At 57.4% G+C, this 15,700-nt stretch carries 11 protein-coding genes, 4 tRNA genes and 3 rRNA genes; 10 read left to right on the forward strand and 8 right to left on the reverse strand.

The annotated features are described in order from the left end of the window. Positions 1 to 86 precede the first annotated feature (86 nt). On the reverse strand, positions 87 to 1,193 hold the full coding sequence (locus WDB71_RS00920; RefSeq protein WP_341502788.1) for a fatty acid desaturase: 1,107 nt from the start codon (positions 1,191 to 1,193) through the stop codon (positions 87 to 89). 189 nt (positions 1,194 to 1,382) lie between these two features. On the opposite strand from WDB71_RS00920, the gene fabR reads away from it, so the two are divergent. Then, positions 1,383 to 2,015, forward strand: coding sequence for an HTH-type transcriptional repressor FabR (gene fabR / locus WDB71_RS00925; RefSeq protein ID WP_341502789.1), 633 nt, complete (start codon positions 1,383 to 1,385; stop codon positions 2,013 to 2,015). Then, positions 1,999 to 2,361, forward strand: coding sequence for a DUF1422 family protein (locus WDB71_RS00930; RefSeq protein ID WP_341502790.1), 363 nt, complete (start codon positions 1,999 to 2,001; stop codon positions 2,359 to 2,361). Before fabR ends, WDB71_RS00930 begins: the two co-directional genes overlap by 17 nt. A gap of 36 nt (positions 2,362 to 2,397) precedes the next feature. Here WDB71_RS00930 and WDB71_RS00935 read toward each other — a convergent pair whose 3' ends face one another. From WDB71_RS00935 to trmA, 5 genes are all read right to left on the reverse strand, one after another. After that, the gene (locus WDB71_RS00935; RefSeq protein WP_341502791.1) at positions 2,398 to 4,077 is read right to left on the reverse strand and encodes a flotillin domain-containing protein; all 1,680 of its coding nucleotides are present in this window, start codon (positions 4,075 to 4,077) and stop codon (positions 2,398 to 2,400) included. Positions 4,078 to 4,092: 15 nt separating this feature from the next. Continuing rightward, positions 4,093 to 4,713, reverse strand: coding sequence for an OB-fold-containig protein (locus WDB71_RS00940; RefSeq protein WP_341502792.1), 621 nt, complete (start codon positions 4,711 to 4,713; stop codon positions 4,093 to 4,095). Between the two features lie 208 nt (positions 4,714 to 4,921). After that, positions 4,922 to 5,650 (reverse strand): hypothetical protein, encoded by a 729-nt coding sequence (locus WDB71_RS00945; RefSeq protein WP_341502793.1) that lies wholly within the window; start codon positions 5,648 to 5,650, stop codon positions 4,922 to 4,924. 2 nt (positions 5,651 to 5,652) lie between these two features. After that, positions 5,653 to 6,693 carry a hypothetical protein gene (locus WDB71_RS00950; RefSeq protein ID WP_341502794.1) on the reverse strand — a complete coding sequence of 347 codons (1,041 nt, stop codon included), beginning with the start codon at positions 6,691 to 6,693 and terminating at the stop codon, positions 5,653 to 5,655. Between the two features lie 243 nt (positions 6,694 to 6,936). Next, positions 6,937 to 8,034, reverse strand: a complete 1,098-nt coding sequence (gene trmA, locus WDB71_RS00955) for a tRNA (uridine(54)-C5)-methyltransferase TrmA (protein ID WP_341502795.1) — start codon at positions 8,032 to 8,034, stop codon at positions 6,937 to 6,939. 106 nt (positions 8,035 to 8,140) lie between these two features. On the opposite strand from trmA, the gene murI reads away from it, so the two are divergent. Continuing rightward, a complete protein-coding gene (gene murI, locus WDB71_RS00960) occupies positions 8,141 to 8,932 on the forward strand; it encodes a glutamate racemase (protein ID WP_341502796.1) in 792 nt (263 codons plus the stop codon). Here the strand turns inward: murI and WDB71_RS00965 are convergent. Continuing rightward, a complete protein-coding gene (locus tag WDB71_RS00965; RefSeq protein WP_341502797.1) occupies positions 8,920 to 9,360 on the reverse strand; it encodes an RNA-binding protein in 441 nt (146 codons plus the stop codon). The two genes, murI and WDB71_RS00965, sit on opposite strands and share 13 nt — an antisense overlap. Positions 9,361 to 9,859: 499 nt before the next feature. Between WDB71_RS00965 and WDB71_RS00970 the strand changes: the two genes are divergently transcribed. From WDB71_RS00970 to WDB71_RS01000, 7 genes are all read left to right on the forward strand, one after another. After that, positions 9,860 to 11,411 (forward strand): 16S ribosomal RNA (locus WDB71_RS00970). 74 nt (positions 11,412 to 11,485) lie between these two features. Then, a tRNA-Ile gene (locus WDB71_RS00975) sits at positions 11,486 to 11,562 on the forward strand. Positions 11,563 to 11,570: 8 nt separating this feature from the next. Next, positions 11,571 to 11,646, forward strand: a tRNA-Ala gene (locus tag WDB71_RS00980). A 5-nt stretch (positions 11,647 to 11,651) separates the two neighbouring features. Next, a tRNA-Glu gene (locus tag WDB71_RS00985) sits at positions 11,652 to 11,727 on the forward strand. 210 nt (positions 11,728 to 11,937) lie between these two features. Continuing rightward, positions 11,938 to 14,832: ribosomal RNA gene (locus WDB71_RS00990) — 23S ribosomal RNA — on the forward strand. Between the two features lie 165 nt (positions 14,833 to 14,997). Continuing rightward, positions 14,998 to 15,112: ribosomal RNA gene (gene rrf, locus WDB71_RS00995) — 5S ribosomal RNA — on the forward strand. Together the 16S, 23S and 5S rRNA genes with 4 tRNA genes alongside form the textbook arrangement of a ribosomal RNA operon. Before the next feature lie 12 nt (positions 15,113 to 15,124). Beyond that, positions 15,125 to 15,200 (forward strand) — tRNA-Thr (locus WDB71_RS01000). Positions 15,201 to 15,220: 20 nt separating this feature from the next. Here WDB71_RS01000 and WDB71_RS01005 read toward each other — a convergent pair. Beyond that, positions 15,221 to 15,658 carry a GNAT family N-acetyltransferase gene (locus tag WDB71_RS01005; RefSeq protein ID WP_341502798.1) on the reverse strand — a complete coding sequence of 146 codons (438 nt, stop codon included), beginning with the start codon at positions 15,656 to 15,658 and terminating at the stop codon, positions 15,221 to 15,223. Positions 15,659 to 15,700: the final 42 nt, after the last annotated feature.

Below are 15,700 nucleotides of genomic sequence, written 5' to 3' on the forward strand. Positions count from 1 at the left end.
TGTCGGCTGCTGCTGGTGGCTCACCCGGCCATGTTCGCCTTTTTGGCGCCGGGATACAAAAAGGGCCGCATGGTGCGGCCCTTCCTTCATGCCAGTTGCAGCCTGAGCTGCTGCCAGTGGCTGAGCTGCTGGCGCAGGCTGGCCTTGAGCTCGTCCAGCTGCTCGCGCAGGGCCAGGGCCTCCACGTCTTTTTTCAGCTTGGCCTGTTTCATCTGCAGCCAGCGCTTGCGCAGCTGGTAGTAGGACTGGGCGGCGGCCACCAGCTCCTCGTAGCGGTGCTGCAGCTCCTTGAGGCAGGCACCGGCCGGGGCCTTGGCCTGGCTTTCCTCCAGCTGGCGGGTCAGCTTGGCCTTGAGGATCAGCTCCTCTGGGGTACGGCGCAGCTGGCTGGTCAGGCCCAGGGCATGGGCACCGCGGATCAGCCACTTAGTGGGATCGAACTGGTACCAACGGATGCCGTTGCGGTAGTCGTTCTCGAAGGTGTGGTGGAAGTTGTGGTAGCCCTCGCCGAAGGTCAGGAAGGCAAGGATGCCGTTGTCCTTGGCGCTGTGCTTGTCGGTATAGGTGCGCTTGCCCCAGATGTGGGCCAGGGAGTTGATGAAGAAGGTGGTGTGGTGGGTCAGCACGATGCGCATGAAGCCCACCAGCAGCACGGCGCCGATGACGTCACCCAGGGCCAGGCCGATGGCCAGGGGCAGGACCAGGTTCATCACCAGGGCCAGCAGCAGGTAGTGCCTGTGCTGGAAGACCACGATCGGATCCTTCTGCAGGTCGCGGACGTTGGAGTAGTCGTCGTAACGCTCGGCCTGGTATTCGCGCAGCATCCAGCCGATATGGGAATACCAGAAGCCGCGGCCGGCGGAATAGGGGTCGATGTCGTTGTTGTCCACATGGCGGTGGTGAACCCTGTGGTCGGAAGACCAGTGCAGTATGGAGTTCTGAATGGCCAGGGCGCCGCCCAGGGCGAACAGCCAGCGCAGGGCCGGATGGGCCTGGTAGGTCTTGTGGGACCAGAGGCGGTGGTAACCGGCGGTGATGGACATGCCGGCGTAACCGAACACCAGGGCGAAGGCCACCAGCAGGCCGGTGGAGAAACCATGGCTCAGGGCCCAGTAGGGCACGCCAATGGCCGCCACCAGGAAGGTGACCAGGAAAAACAGGGTGTTGACCCAGAGGATCGCGGGCTTTTTCATTCAGGACTCGCATTACGGCGTACAAGTGTGCGCTCATTTAAGGGCGGGGCTCAGCCCCTGTCAATGGCATCGCCCTATTTCTGTGATCCGGGCGGCCAGGGAGTGAACAGCTGTACCGGGACAGCGGGTCCGCACAAGGGCGGCGATTCGGAGTATCATAAAAGGCAAGCAGAACAACCGGATGGAGCAATGGGTCCGAGAGCACAGCAGAAGTTTCGCACCAGAAGGGCCATCATAGATGCCGCCCTCAGCCAGCTCAGCGCCGACACCAGCTTTTCCAACCTGTCGCTGCGGGAAGTGACCCGGGAGGCGGGCCTGGCGCCCACCTCCTTCTATCGCCATTTCAAGGACATGGACGAGCTTGGCCTGACCCTGGTGGACGAGGCCGGCCTGACCCTGCGCCAGCTGATGCGCCAGGCGCGCCAGCGCATCGCCACGGGGGGCGGGGTGATCCGCACCTCGGTGGAGACCTTCATGGAATTCGTGGCCAACAACGGCAACGTGTTCCGGCTGCTGCTCAGGGAGCGCTCCGGCACCTCGCCGGCCTTTCGCCAGGCGGTCAACCGGGAGATCCAGCACTTCATCGCCGAACTGACTGACTATCTGCGCGAGACCGGCGACTATGATGCCAACGAGGCCTGGATCCAGTCCGAGGCCATGGTGACCCTGGTTTTTTCGGCCGGCGCCAACGCCCTGGACATGACCAAGGGCGCCCGCCAGGAGCTGGCGGAAAGGGTCATGGTGCAGCTGAAACTGATCGCCAGGGGCGCACAGAGCCTGAAACGGGAAAAGGGAGACAAGGCGGATGCTCAAGAAGAATGACAAGTGGACCCTGGCCCTCACCGCGTTGATCGGCCTGTCCGCCAACGCCAGCCTGGCCACCCTCACCAATGCCCTGGTGCCGTTCAGCATCTTCCCGCTGCTGGTGCTGGTACTGGCCATCCGCGAGCTGCGCCGGCATCTGGACAGCGCCCCCCTGACCGACGAGAGCCGCCTGGCCAGCCTGGCCAGCTTCCTGCTGGGGGCCCTGTCCTATTCGGTGATGCTGCGGGTGCAATACCCCGAGCTGGGGGACGTGTTCTTGCCGCTGATGTGCATACTGCCGCTGGTGTTGTGGCTGATGTACAAGCTGGGCTTTTTCAGCTCCTCGGCCGAGGATGGCCAGTAGGAACAAAGAAGGCGGCCATCAGGCCGCCTTTCTTTTTCAGGGGTTGAGCTTGTCGAGGCGGGTGATGCCGTCCTTGAGGCCGATCTCCTCCAGCAGGGCGTCCACCAGCGGCGCCTGGCTGCGGTAACGCAGGGCCGCGTCCGCCACCGAGTCGGCGACATTGCCGCTGCCTTCCTTGCGGCCCTCGCCACCGACCAGGCCGGGGGCGCTGAAGCCGTCCATCTGCACGATCTTGATGCCGTCGATGTTCTCCATGGGCTTGACGGATTCGCGGATGATGTCCGGCAGGTACTTGTAGAGGGCCATCTTCAGCTGCATTTCCACCTGCTCGCTGGACAGGGTGTTGTCCGCTTCGTGCAGGGCGCGCTTACCGGCCGCTTCCACTTCGTAGCTCTTGGCCTTGGCCTCGGCGCGGGTCTTCTCGGCCTGGGCTTCGGCCTGGGCCTGGATCTCGGCCTGCTCGGCCTGGGCCTTGGCCTCGGTCAGCAGCGCCTGGGCGCGGTCCTCGGCGGCGGCCTTCTCGGTCTCGGCGGCGACGCGGATCTTCACCGCATCCATCTCGGCGGCCTTGCTGGCCTCGATGATTTCGATCTGCTTGTCACGCTCGGCGACGGCGGTTTCCTGGACGGTGCGGACCTTTTCCTGGGCTGCCACGGACTTGGCCTCGGCCTCGGAGGCCTGGGCGCGGGCGGCGGACTCCTCCTCGGATTTGCGGGCCAGGGCGATGGCCTTCTCCTGCTCGGCCAGCTCCAGCTCCCGGCGACGCACCACCTCGGCTTCCTCCAGCTGGCGGCGCTTCTCGATCTCGCGGGCCTCGACCTCGCGCTCCTTGGCAATACGGGCTTCCTCGATGGCGCGCTCCGCCTCTATGGTGGCCAGCTCCGCCTCGCGGTTCTTGGATGCCCGCTCCTTGGCCAGCTCGGTGCTCTGTTCGGCGCGGCGCAGTTCTACTTCCTTTTCCTGCTGCAGGTGGGCGTATTCGCTTTCCCGCTTGATTTGCAGTGAGCGCTGCTCGGTCTCCAGGTTGCGCTCCTGGATCTGCACCTCGGTCTCGCGCTCGATGTCGTTGCGCTGCTTGCGGCGGGACTCGGTGATCTTGGTGAGCTGGGTCAGACCCTCGGCGTCGAAGGCGTTGTCGACCCGGAAATACTTGGGATCGGTCTGGTCCAGGCCGGTCAGGGACACGGACTCCAGCTCCAGGCCGTTCTTTTCCAGGTCGACGCGGACGTTGTTCTGCACCCGCTGCACGAAGTCGGAGCGCTTCTCGTGCAGCTCTTCCATGGCCATTTCCGCGGCCACGGCCCGCAGCACGTCGACGAACTTGCCTTCGATCAGCGACTTGAGGCTGTCCACCTCCAGGGTCCTGTTACCCAGGGTCTGGGCGGCAACGCTGATGGCTTCCACGGTCGGGGCCACCCGCACGTAGAACTCGGCGGTCACGTCCACCCGCATGCGGTCGCGGGTGATCAGGGCCGCCTCGTTGGCGCGGCGCACTTCCAGGCGCAGGGTGTTCATGTTGACTTCGATCACCTCCTGCAGCACCGGCAGCACCAGGGTGCCGCCGTCCTTGACCACCTTTTCGCCGCCCATGCCGGTGCGCACGAAGGCCACTTCCTTGGAGGCGCGGTGATAGAGCTTGGCGAAGATGAGGCCGATGAACAGCAGGCCGGCGACCACGGCGCCGGATACCGTCAGGATAAAGGTCATGTTTTCCATAGGTCTTCCTTGTACTTAGCCCGGGAAGGGGCTGATCAGGTAAATGCCGTCTTCCAGGGCAAAGAGCAGGACCTTGTCCCCCGGGTGCAGCGTCAGATCATCATAGGGCCTGGCCATGACGTAATGTTTATGGCCGTGCGCGTCCACCACCGCCACCTCGGCGGGGCGCTGTTGGCTGGCGACGCCCTGGCTGATTTCGCCGGCCAGGCCGATCAGGGCGTCCTGGCTGACCGCCGAACTCTCGGTGGTGGGCAGCACCCGCAGCAGGGCCAGGGACAGGCGCCGCTGCAGCGGCAGTGACAGCGCCAGGGCGGCCAGGGCCGGCCACAGGGCCGGCAACAGGGTGCCCATGAGGCCCAGGGCCAGCCATTGCAGGGTCCAGCCCAGCAGCGCGAAGGTCAGCAGCCACAGCAGCAGCCAGATCAGGAAAGGCAGGCGGCCGAAACAGAGCCAGGCGAAGGCCTGGCCCACGGGGCCGGGGGCGTCCAGGTCGAGGTCGGGCAGGCCGTCATCCAGGGCCTCGGCGGCGCTGAGGCCGATCAGCAGGCCCAGCACTTGGATAAGGCCTATGGCCAGGATCAGCGCAAAGGCCAGGGTGAAGGGCAGGTTGCCGTTGGCCAGAATAAAGTCCCACATGGCCGCTTTCCTTTTGGTGATGATGCCACCAACTTATTATCCTGGACATAATATGTCAATTTGTTACGGACATGAAAAAGGCCGGTGATACCGGCCTTGTCGTCACTGGCGTTCCAGCAGCACACCGCATTCCATGTGGTGGCTATAGGGGAACTGGTCGAACAGGGCCAGGCGGCTGAAAAGCAAATTGCCTATAGTAGAGCCGCAGCTATGAAGGGGAGGGCTGTGGCTCTATATCATCATCCGTGAAGGATGGTGAACAACTAAGGGTATCTGAAGCTTCTTGGGTGGGGTGTTTGCCTTCATGAGTCCAAAGAATGCTCCCAGTCTCAGCTATGAGTGCTCGAATATTGGAGTTGAGGCCTTGTCGTACATTTGCTTCTTGGGAGTTTTCTCGACCTGAAAAGCAAATGTGCATAGTGCCGTCCCATTTTCCATCAGTTTGGTTCAACGCATATGCTGCCGCACCGCGTACTCTCTCAAATCCATATGTGTCAATCAGCAACATAACTATCTGTTCAAAGCAGATGAACCGTTCTCGTAGCCTCTCTGTATTCAGCTCCGCAACCTGAGATGAAGCCAGAGCTCGCAAGAAATTCTTGTCTCCTGTAAGCATGAGGCTTTTAGTTGGGGCATCAATCAAGGCCTGCAGTAACTGTAGTTCTCCGGGGTCTAACCCTTTGACTCCCTCAGTCGCTAATAGCAGCTCGTCCGATGCAGGGACTTCACATTTTGATACACTGTCTACGAAAGCCAACACTCTCTGAACTGCTTCTTCACCTAGGCGTTTCAGCATTCTCTTACGGTTGACCTGATATCTAAGTGTATTCAAAACGTAAATAGCCCCGTGACCCTCTTGAAGGGCCTCGACAGCTCCATCAAGCATGTCCATCTGAGCCAATTTGTAGACAATATCGTTATCTAGCAGTAAACCCACAACTAACAATCCACTCCTGTTAGCCGAAACAGATTGTCTATATCGCTTTCAGTTACCTTCTCGTCATCAAGGTTGTCTTCTATCAATTTGTGAAGTCGGTTCCGCCAATTCGGCTTAGGATACAGATGTTTGAGTGCGGTATTTGCTGTTCCCCAGATTGCTCGAGATGAGTTAGTGGAGCTTCTGTGCATAGCAAATGCCCAGTTCAAAACAATATGCCCAGGAGCAACCATTGACTCGGTGCCTAGCCTCCTTGCTTCATCGGCAAGTTGCTGTGGCTTCATTCCTCTATCAGACATGTAGCGGCGGGTTGAACTACCAGTTAGCAACTCTAAGGCGTACAAATCTGCCTCTTGTTCTTGCACATCCGAACCTACTTCATCTTCACTGATCTTTTCATCGATTAACGTTTGTCCTGGTTGAAGATGACCAAGGCTAACGTGGCCCATTTCATGTGCAAGGTGAAACAGCAACCAGCTAGATTGTTGTTGGTTTTTGGTCAGCGCGATAGCTGGACGGCCGTTAACGTCCACAACTACAGCATCCATCTTTTTGGAAACTGGAAGTGACGGCATATGCAAAACGGGAATCCCGTGCTTCCAGCAAACCTCAATCAGCAGTTCGAAATCTACCCAAGGATGACTGTCATCAAGGAGCATCTTCCTCAGTTCAGAGGCAGGAGGAAGTGGTCTAAAGTCGGAGCGTATTGCTTCAATGGCAGTTGTCGCAGCACTGTGGATTATTGAAGTGGCGACAGCCAAGTCGGCGTCACGTGTGTTTTTGGATTTTTTGTACTGGCAGCTGAAATCCTTTAAACGAAGCTCTTGAGCGGGATCTAGCACGCTGGACATTTCCAAATTCAGCGTTCTAGCGATGCTGATAATTGCCTGCTGTGCCGCACTTGGTGATTTCTTCAGACCCGGTTCCCACCATTCAGGTAGCAGCTGCTTCTTTGCGTTACTGGTAACGAGCTTCTTATCAAGAGCGCGTAGCCGGGTAAATAGGTTGTCTAGCGACGGACGGTGTTTGGCCGCAGTGGTCATAGGCACCTCCGATAGTAATGACGAGTTAGCTGGCTGAAGTGTAATAGCTTTTGGCGTGACGTGTCACGTGGCTTGTATAAAAAGTTACCACTGGGCGGTGCTGCGCTCGGCATACATCACAGGCCGAACAGGGGACGAAGCCGCAAAAAAGTAGGTGATTAAAGAGTTGGGATTATGAAGTCCAATAAGTTGGAGTAAACGGTGGTGTATTGAAGCTAAAGGCCGGTGATACCGGCCTTGTCGTCACTGGCGTTCCAGCAGCACACCGCATTCCATGTGGTGGCTATAGGGGAACTGGTCGAACAGGGCCAGGCGCTTGACCACATGGTCCTGACACAGGGTCTGGAGATTGTGCACCAGGGTATCCGGGTTGCAGGAGATATAGAGGATGCGGTCATAGCCGTTGACCAGCTGCTCGGTGGCCGGATCCAGGCCGGCCCGGGGCGGATCCACCAGTATGGTGTGGCAGTCGAAGCTGCTGAGGTCAACGCCGCGCAGGCGGCGGAATTCGCGCACGCCCTGCATGGCCTGGGTGAACTCCTCGGCGGACAGGCGGGCCACGGTGACGTTGTCCACCTGGTTGACGCGCATGTTGTACTGGGCACTGGCCACCGAGCTGGTGGCGATCTCCGTGGCCAGCACCTTGCGGAAGTTGCGGGACAGGGGCAGGGTGAAGTTGCCGTTGCCGCAGTACAGCTCCAGCATGTCGCCCTCGGCGCCCTGGGTGCAGTCCAGGGCCCAGCCCAGCATCTGCTCGTTGATGCCGGCATTGGGCTGGGTGAAGCTGTTCTCCACCTGCTGGAAGGTCCAGCTTTGGCCCTGGACGTTCAGCTTCTCGACCACGAAGTCCCTGTCCATGACGATCTTCTGCTTCTTGGCCCGGCCCATGATGTCGACCTTGGCGATTTGGCCAAGCTGATGGCGCAGCTGGCGGGCCTCCACCTGCCAGGCTTCGTCCAATGCCTTGTGGTAGAGCAGGGTCACCACGGCCTCGCCGCTCTGGCTGGTGAGGAACTCCACCTGGAACAGCTTGCGCCTGAGCAGTTCATTGTTGCGTACGCCCCTGAGCACGGCCGGCATCAGTTCGTTGATCAGCTTGCTGCCCATGGGGTAGCTGTCGATGCGGATCTTGGCCTTGGTGGCCTGGTCGAACATGATGTAGTAGAGGTCGTCGCCGTCGTGCCAGACCCGGAACTCGGCCCGCATGCGGTAATGCTCGGGGGCGGAGCGGAACACTTCCGGCTCGGGCGCATTGAAGGGCGCGAACATCTCCTTGAGGCGGGCCACCTTGTCTGCCAATTGGCTGTCATATTGCTCGGGGTAAACGGCACCTGGCGTCATGGAGTTGTCCTGATCGTCTGAAATGGAGGGCAAATGATAGGCAAGGCGGCGGCAAAGTCCAGCCTGAGGTAGACTGGGGGCCCTGAGTCAGCAATTCAACAGCGGTATGTCGCAGCTTCTCTTCTTTGATTCCGGTGTCGGTGGCCTGTCCGTCTGGCGGGAGGTCCAGCAGCTGTTGCCGGGCCTGTCCTCCATCTACTGCATGGATGATGAAGCCTTCCCCTATGGCGAACTGGCCGAACCTGTGTTGGTAAGACGGGTGCTGGGCGCCTTCGAGGCCCTGACCGCCCGTCATGACATCGAGCTGGCGGTGGTGGCCTGCAACTCCGCCTCCACCCTGGTGCTGCCGGCGCTGCGCGAGCACTTCGATTTTCCCATCGTCGGCGTGGTGCCGGCCATCAAGCCGGCGGCCGGCCTCTCCCGTACCGGCCATATCGGCCTGCTGGCCACGCCGGGCACGGTACGGCGGCCCTATACCAGGCAGTTGATCGCGGAGTTCGCGCCCCACTGCCAGGTCAGCCTGATCGGCTCCAGCGAGCTGGTGACCCAGGCTGAGCGCAAGCTCAGGGGCCAGGGGGTGCAGATGGCGAAACTGGAGGAAGTCCTCCGCCCCTGGCTGGACAGCGGCCCTGATGTGGTGGTGCTGGGCTGTACCCATTTCCCGCTGCTAAGGGAAGAGATAGGCCAGATCCTGGGCAGCAGGGTGCAGCTGGTGGATTCCGGTACCGCCATCGCCAACAGGGTCAGGGCATTGGTCGGTGATATAGAAGGAGAAGGAGGAATGGCGGCCCTCTATCACAGTAATAAGGAGAGCCAGGGACTGGATGCCCTCAAGGGGCGTTATTTTCCAGGGGCAGCGCTACGCCATCTGCCCCTGGCCATGGATCAGTTGTCCTGATCCTTCCTTTCCTTTGCTTCCCGTACTTTCAGGGTCCGATCCTGGAACTGGCTGTCATTGAGTTCATTGATGGCGGCCTGGGCATCTTCCTTGAGCATCTCCACAAAACCGAAGCCGCGGCGGCGGCCGGTCTGCTTGTCCTTCATCAGGCGTACCGACAGCACCTTGCCGTAACGGGCAAAGAGGTTTTGTACCGCCTGCTCGTTGGCACGATAGGGCAGGTTACCTACATAAAGGGTCACGGTATCGATATGTTCGCTGCGGGTGGCCGGGGCCTTGGCGGAGGTCAGTAGCGCCACGCTACCGCCGATGATAATGCCCAGGGCAAACCAGACGGCGCTGGTCATGGCGGGGATCTCAATAAGGGCCGGCAGGAAATAGCCGAGTACGGCCAGGGCAAGTACGATGAGAAAAGCTTGTTTATTCATGAGCTTAGTTTCTTAAAGAGTGAGGGAATGGAGCATGAAAGTGAATAAATATCAGCTCATGTTAACTTTATTCACAACCCGGTGCAAAAGCCCTTTGGCGGCTTTTTGTCCAAACGATCCATTGATCGCGAATTTGATCTTGCATCGGCTCATGCCGGCCCTATAATGCCGCCCCTGTCGCCACCGAACGGCTTCGCGGAAAAGACCTCGAAAAAAGGCCTTGACCCACAACGAAGACTGAGTAAAATGGCGGCCCGCTTGAGAGATGAGGCGCTAAGCGCTGAAAACTCAAGCTTTCTGAAAAGGCCGAAACAAAGGGCTTGACAGAAAATCCGGAGTCGGTAGAATGCGGCTCCCGCTTCGAGAAGAAGCGAACGTTCTTTAACAATGTGACCAAGCAATCTGTGTGGGCACTCGAGGTTGTGAAAATTCCCAAAAACGAATTTTCAATGAACTCGAAGTGTTCAAACACTTCAGCAATTCATTGAGCACAAACTTTTAATTGAAGAGTTTGATCATGGCTCAGATTGAACGCTGGCGGCAGGCCTAACACATGCAAGTCGAGCGGCAGCGACATGACGGAACCTTCGGGGGAAGACATGGGCGGCGAGCGGCGGACGGGTGAGTAATGTGTAGGAAGCTACCCGGGAGTGGGGGATAACCATTGGAAACGATGGCTAATACCGCATAACGTCTACGGACCAAAGGGGGGGATCTTCGGACCTCTCGCTACCGGATGCGCCTACATGGGATTAGCTAGTTGGTGGGGTAACGGCCTACCAAGGCGACGATCCCTAGCTGGTTTGAGAGGATGATCAGCCACACTGGGACTGAGACACGGCCCAGACTCCTACGGGAGGCAGCAGTGGGGAATATTGCACAATGGGGGAAACCCTGATGCAGCCATGCCGCGTGTGTGAAGAAGGCCTTCGGGTTGTAAAGCACTTTCAGCGAGGAGGAAAGGGTGAGTCTTAATACGGCTCATCTGTGACGTTACTCGCAGAAGAAGCACCGGCTAACTCCGTGCCAGCAGCCGCGGTAATACGGAGGGTGCGAGCGTTAATCGGAATTACTGGGCGTAAAGCGTGCGCAGGCGGCTTGTTAAGCTAGATGTGAAAGCCCCGGGCTCAACCTGGGAACTGCATTTAGAACTGGCAAGCTAGAGTCTTGTAGAGGGTGGTAGAATTTCAGGTGTAGCGGTGAAATGCGTAGAGATCTGAAGGAATACCAGTGGCGAAGGCGGCCACCTGGACAAAGACTGACGCTCATGCACGAAAGCGTGGGGAGCAAACAGGATTAGATACCCTGGTAGTCCACGCCGTAAACGATGTCTACTTGAAGTCTGTGTCCTTGAGACGTGGGTTTCGGAGCTAACGCGTTAAGTAGACCGCCTGGGGAGTACGGCCGCAAGGTTAAAACTCAAATGAATTGACGGGGGCCCGCACAAGCGGTGGAGCATGTGGTTTAATTCGATGCAACGCGAAGAACCTTACCTGCCCTTGACATCCAGCGAACTTGGTAGAGATACCTTGGTGCCTTCGGGAACGCTGAGACAGGTGCTGCATGGCTGTCGTCAGCTCGTGTTGTGAAATGTTGGGTTAAGTCCCGCAACGAGCGCAACCCTTATCCTTAGTTGCCAGCGATTCGGTCGGGAACTCTAAGGAGACTGCCGGTGATAAACCGGAGGAAGGTGGGGACGACGTCAAGTCATCATGGCCCTTACGGGCAGGGCTACACACGTGCTACAATGGCGGATACAAAGGGCGGCGAACCAGCGATGGTAAGCGAATCCCATAAAGTCCGTCGTAGTCCGGATTGGAGTCTGCAACTCGACTCCATGAAGTCGGAATCGCTAGTAATCGTAGATCAGAATGCTACGGTGAATACGTTCCCGGGCCTTGTACACACCGCCCGTCACACCATGGGAGTGGGCTGCACCAGAAGTAGATAGCTTAACCTTCGGGAGGGCGTTTACCACGGTGTGGTTCATGACTGGGGTGAAGTCGTAACAAGGTAGCCGTAGGGGAACCTGCGGCTGGATCACCTCCTTACCTTTAGGGATGACACGTCTCGAAGTGTCCACACAGATTGCTTGGTCAGATGGTTTTAGAGCGAATTGCGGTGTGGGTCTGTAGCTCAGCTGGTTAGAGCGCACCCCTGATAAGGGTGAGGTCGGTGGTTCAAGTCCACTCAGACCCACCACACTATTCGGGGCTATAGCTCAGCTGGGAGAGCGCCTGCTTTGCACGCAGGAGGTCAGCGGTTCGATCCCGCTTAGCTCCACCATATGTGTCCCCTTCGTCTAGAGGCCTAGGACACCGCCCTTTCACGGCGGTAACAGGGGTTCGAATCCCCTAGGGGACGCCACTCTCGCTCGAGAGGCCAAAGCTAAATCTCACGATTTACCTTTGGCTTTTTTTAGCCATGCTCTTTAACAATTCGGAAAGCTGATAACACTGCAAATTTAAACGAGTCACTCTCTACTTGATGAGTGTCCGGCGAAAACCAGGTGTTAGTCAACATACGGCATTTTCTTCGGAAAATGGTTCGCGTCAGCGAAACCCTTCGGGGTTGTATGGTTAAGTGACTAAGCGTACACGGTGGATGCCTTGGCAGTTGGAGGCGATGAAGGACGTGCTAATCTGCGATAAGCATTGGTGAGGTGATAAGAACCGCTTGAGCCAATGATTTCCGAATGGGGAAACCCACCCAAGGTAACTTGGGTATCTGTATCTGAATACATAGGGTGCAGAGGCGAACCGGGAGAACTGAAACATCTAAGTACCCCGAGGAAAAGAAATCAACCGAGATTTCCTCAGTAGCGGCGAGCGAACGGGAAAGAGCCCAGTTTGTGTATCAGCGTCTGTCATAGTGGAAGGTTCTGGAAAGTTCCGCGATACAGGGTGATAGCCCCGTACACGAAATGGCAGATGTCGTTGCAAACGATGAGTAGGTCGGGACACGTGGTATCTTGACTGAAGATAGGGGGACCATCCTCTAAGGCTAAATACTCCCAACTGACCGATAGTGAACCAGTACCGTGAGGGAAAGGCGAAAAGAACCCCGGCGAGGGGAGTGAAATAGAACCTGAAACCGTGTACGTACAAGCAGTAGGAGCCCTTCGGGGTGACTGCGTACCTTTTGTATAATGGGTCAGCGACTTATGTTTTGTGGCGAGGTTAACCGAATAGGGGAGCCGTAGGGAAACCGAGTCTTAACTGGGCGTCCAGTCGCAAGGCATAGACCCGAAACCCGGTGATCTAGTCATGGGCAGGTTGAAGGTTGAGTAACATCAACTGGAGGACCGAACCCACTAATGTTGCAAAATTAGGGGATGACCTGTGATTAGGGGTGAAAGGCCAATCAAACCGGGAGATAGCTGGTTCTCCCCGAAAGCTATTTAGGTAGCGCCTCGGACGAATACTTGCGGGGGTAGAGCACTGTTTGGGCTAGGGGGTCATCCCGACTTACCAAACCCATGCAAACTCCGAATACCGCAAAGTACTATCCGGGAGACACACGGTGGGTGCTAACGTCCATCGTGGAGAGGGAAACAACCCAGACCGCCAGCTAAGGTCCCCAAGTCATAGCTAAGTGGGAAACGATGTGGAAAGGCTTAGACAGCTAGGAGGTTGGCTTAGAAGCAGCCACCCTTTAAAGAAAGCGTAATAGCTCACTAGTCGAGTCGGTCTGCGCGGAAGATGTAACGGGGCTAAGCTATGCACCGAAGCTGCGGCAGCATATTTAGGTATGCTGGGTAGGGGAGCGTTCTGTAAGCCGTTGAAGGTGTGTCGGGAGGCATGCTGGAGGTATCAGAAGTGCGAATGCTGACATGAGTAACGTTAAAGCGGGTGAAAAACCCGCTCGCCGGAAGACCAAGGGTTCCTGTCCAACGTTAATCGGGGCAGGGTGAGTCGGCCCCTAAGGCGAGGGCGAAAGCCGTAGTCGATGGGAAACAGATTAATATTTCTGTACTTCTTTTCATTGCGATGGGGGGACGGAGAAGGCTAAGCAAGCCAGGCGTCGGTCGTCCTGGTGAAAGTGCGTAGGCTGGGGACTTAGGCAAATCCGGGTCCCTAAGGTCGAGACACGAGACGAGTTGCTACGGCAACGAAGTTGTTGATGCCATGCTTCCAGGAAAAGCCTCTAAGCTTCAGATGAAAAGAAACCGTACCCCAAACCAACACTGGTGGTCAGGTAGAGAATACTAAGGCGCTTGAGAGAACTCGGGTGAAGGAACTAGGCAAAATAGTACCGTAACTTCGGGAGAAGGTACGCTGTTGTTGGTGATGAGACTTGCTCTCTAAGCTGACGGCAGCCGCAGTGACCAGGTGGCTGGGACTGTTTATCAAAAACACAGCACTCTGCAAACTCGAAAGAGGACGTATAGGGTGTGACACCTGCCCGGTGCCGGAAGGTTAATTGATGGGGTTAGCGCAAGCGAAGCTCTTGATCGAAGCCCCGGTAAACGGCGGCCGTAACTATAACGGTCCTAAGGTAGCGAAATTCCTTGTCGGGTAAGTTCCGACCTGCACGAATGGTGTAACCATGGCCACGCTGTCTCCACCCGAGACTCAGTGAAATTGAAATCGCTGTGAAGATGCAGTGTACCCGCGGCTAGACGGAAAGACCCCGTGAACCTTTACTACAGCTTGACACTGAACATTGAGCCTACATGTGTAGGATAGGTGGGAGGCTTTGAAGCGGTAACGCCAGTTATCGTGGAGCCATCCTTGAAATACCACCCTTGTATGTTTGATGTTCTAACCTCGGCCCATTATCTGGGTTAGGGACAGTGTCTGGTGGGTAGTTTGACTGGGGCGGTCTCCTCCCAAAGCGTAACGGAGGAGCACGAAGGTTGGCTAATCCTGGTCGGACATCAGGAGGTTAGTGCAATGGCATAAGCCAGCTTAACTGCGAGACAGACACGTCGAGCAGATACGAAAGTAGGTCATAGTGATCCGGTGGTTCTGAATGGAAGGGCCATCGCTCAACGGATAAAAGGTACTCCGGGGATAACAGGCTGATACCGCCCAAGAGTTCATATCGACGGCGGTGTTTGGCACCTCGATGTCGGCTCATCACATCCTGGGGCTGAAGTCGGTCCCAAGGGTATGGCTGTTCGCCATTTAAAGTGGTACGCGAGCTGGGTTCAGAACGTCGTGAGACAGTTCGGTCCCTATCTGCCGTGGGCGTTGGATGATTGAGAGGGGCTGCTCCTAGTACGAGAGGACCGGAGTGGACGAACCTCTGGTGTTCGGGTTGTCACGCCAGTGGCACTGCCCGGTAGCTAAGTTCGGAATCGATAACCGCTGAAAGCATCTAAGCGGGAAGCGAGCCTCAAGATGAGTCATCCCTGAGACTTCGAGTCTCCTAAAGGGTCGTTGAAGACTACAACGTTGATAGGCTGGGTGTGGAAGTGCGGCGACGCATGTAGCTAACCAGTACTAATTGCCCGTGAGGCTTAACCATACAACACCCAAAGGGTTTTGTAGGCAGAGATTGTTCCAGACAATCTTCTGCACTTCCGCCATCCATGGCGGTCGGGCACTCAGAGAGAGTGACTTAGATTACAGAGTTATCAGCTTTTACCGAATTGACTTAACTGGCCGCAAGGCGGGTTAAGAAACGAATTTGCTTGGCGGCAATAGCGCTGTGGAACCACCTGATCCCATCCCGAACTCAGCAGTGAAACGCAGTAGCGCCGATGGTAGTGTGGGGGTTCCCATGTGAGAGTAGGTCACTGCCAAGCACCTAATTACGTGCTGATATAGCTCAGTTGGTAGAGCGCACCCTTGGTAAGGGTGAGGTCGGCGGTTCAAATCCGCCTATCAGCACCACTAATCGAAGAACCCCAGCCTCAGGCTGGGGTTTTTTCGTTTGTGAATCTCATCATGACGATGTCACGGCCCTGGCGGCGGTAGTTTGCGAACTTGTTGTGTATGGCTCCCGGGGCCTCGGCGACTTCGACAAAGCCGCACTCTTGGTACCAGCCCTTCAGGTGACGAAAGGGAAAGGTATAGGCAGTTTCCGTGGCCAGCAGGGGACTCAGTAGGCCTAGGAACCGGCCGCCCAGGCCTTGGCCCCGGCGTTCAGGCACCACCACCAGGCTGCACAGCAACCAGCTCTCGGCAATGGGTACCAATCGGCAACAGGCCAACAGGGCGGTACCCTTTCGCAGCACGTAGACCCTGTCGTGGCCTCTTACTGGCGCCTTGTAGCCAGCCTCCTTGTAGAAGCGCTTGGCCAGGGGATGCTGAGCCTTGTCTAAGGCGTCAACGAACAATGGTGGAGTCAATTTGAGCCCTTGGGTACACTGAGGGACCTTCTAACAAGGTAC

The sequence above is a fragment of the Gallaecimonas sp. GXIMD4217 genome, from assembly GCF_038087665.1.
Lineage (GTDB): Bacteria > Pseudomonadota > Gammaproteobacteria > Enterobacterales > Gallaecimonadaceae > Gallaecimonas.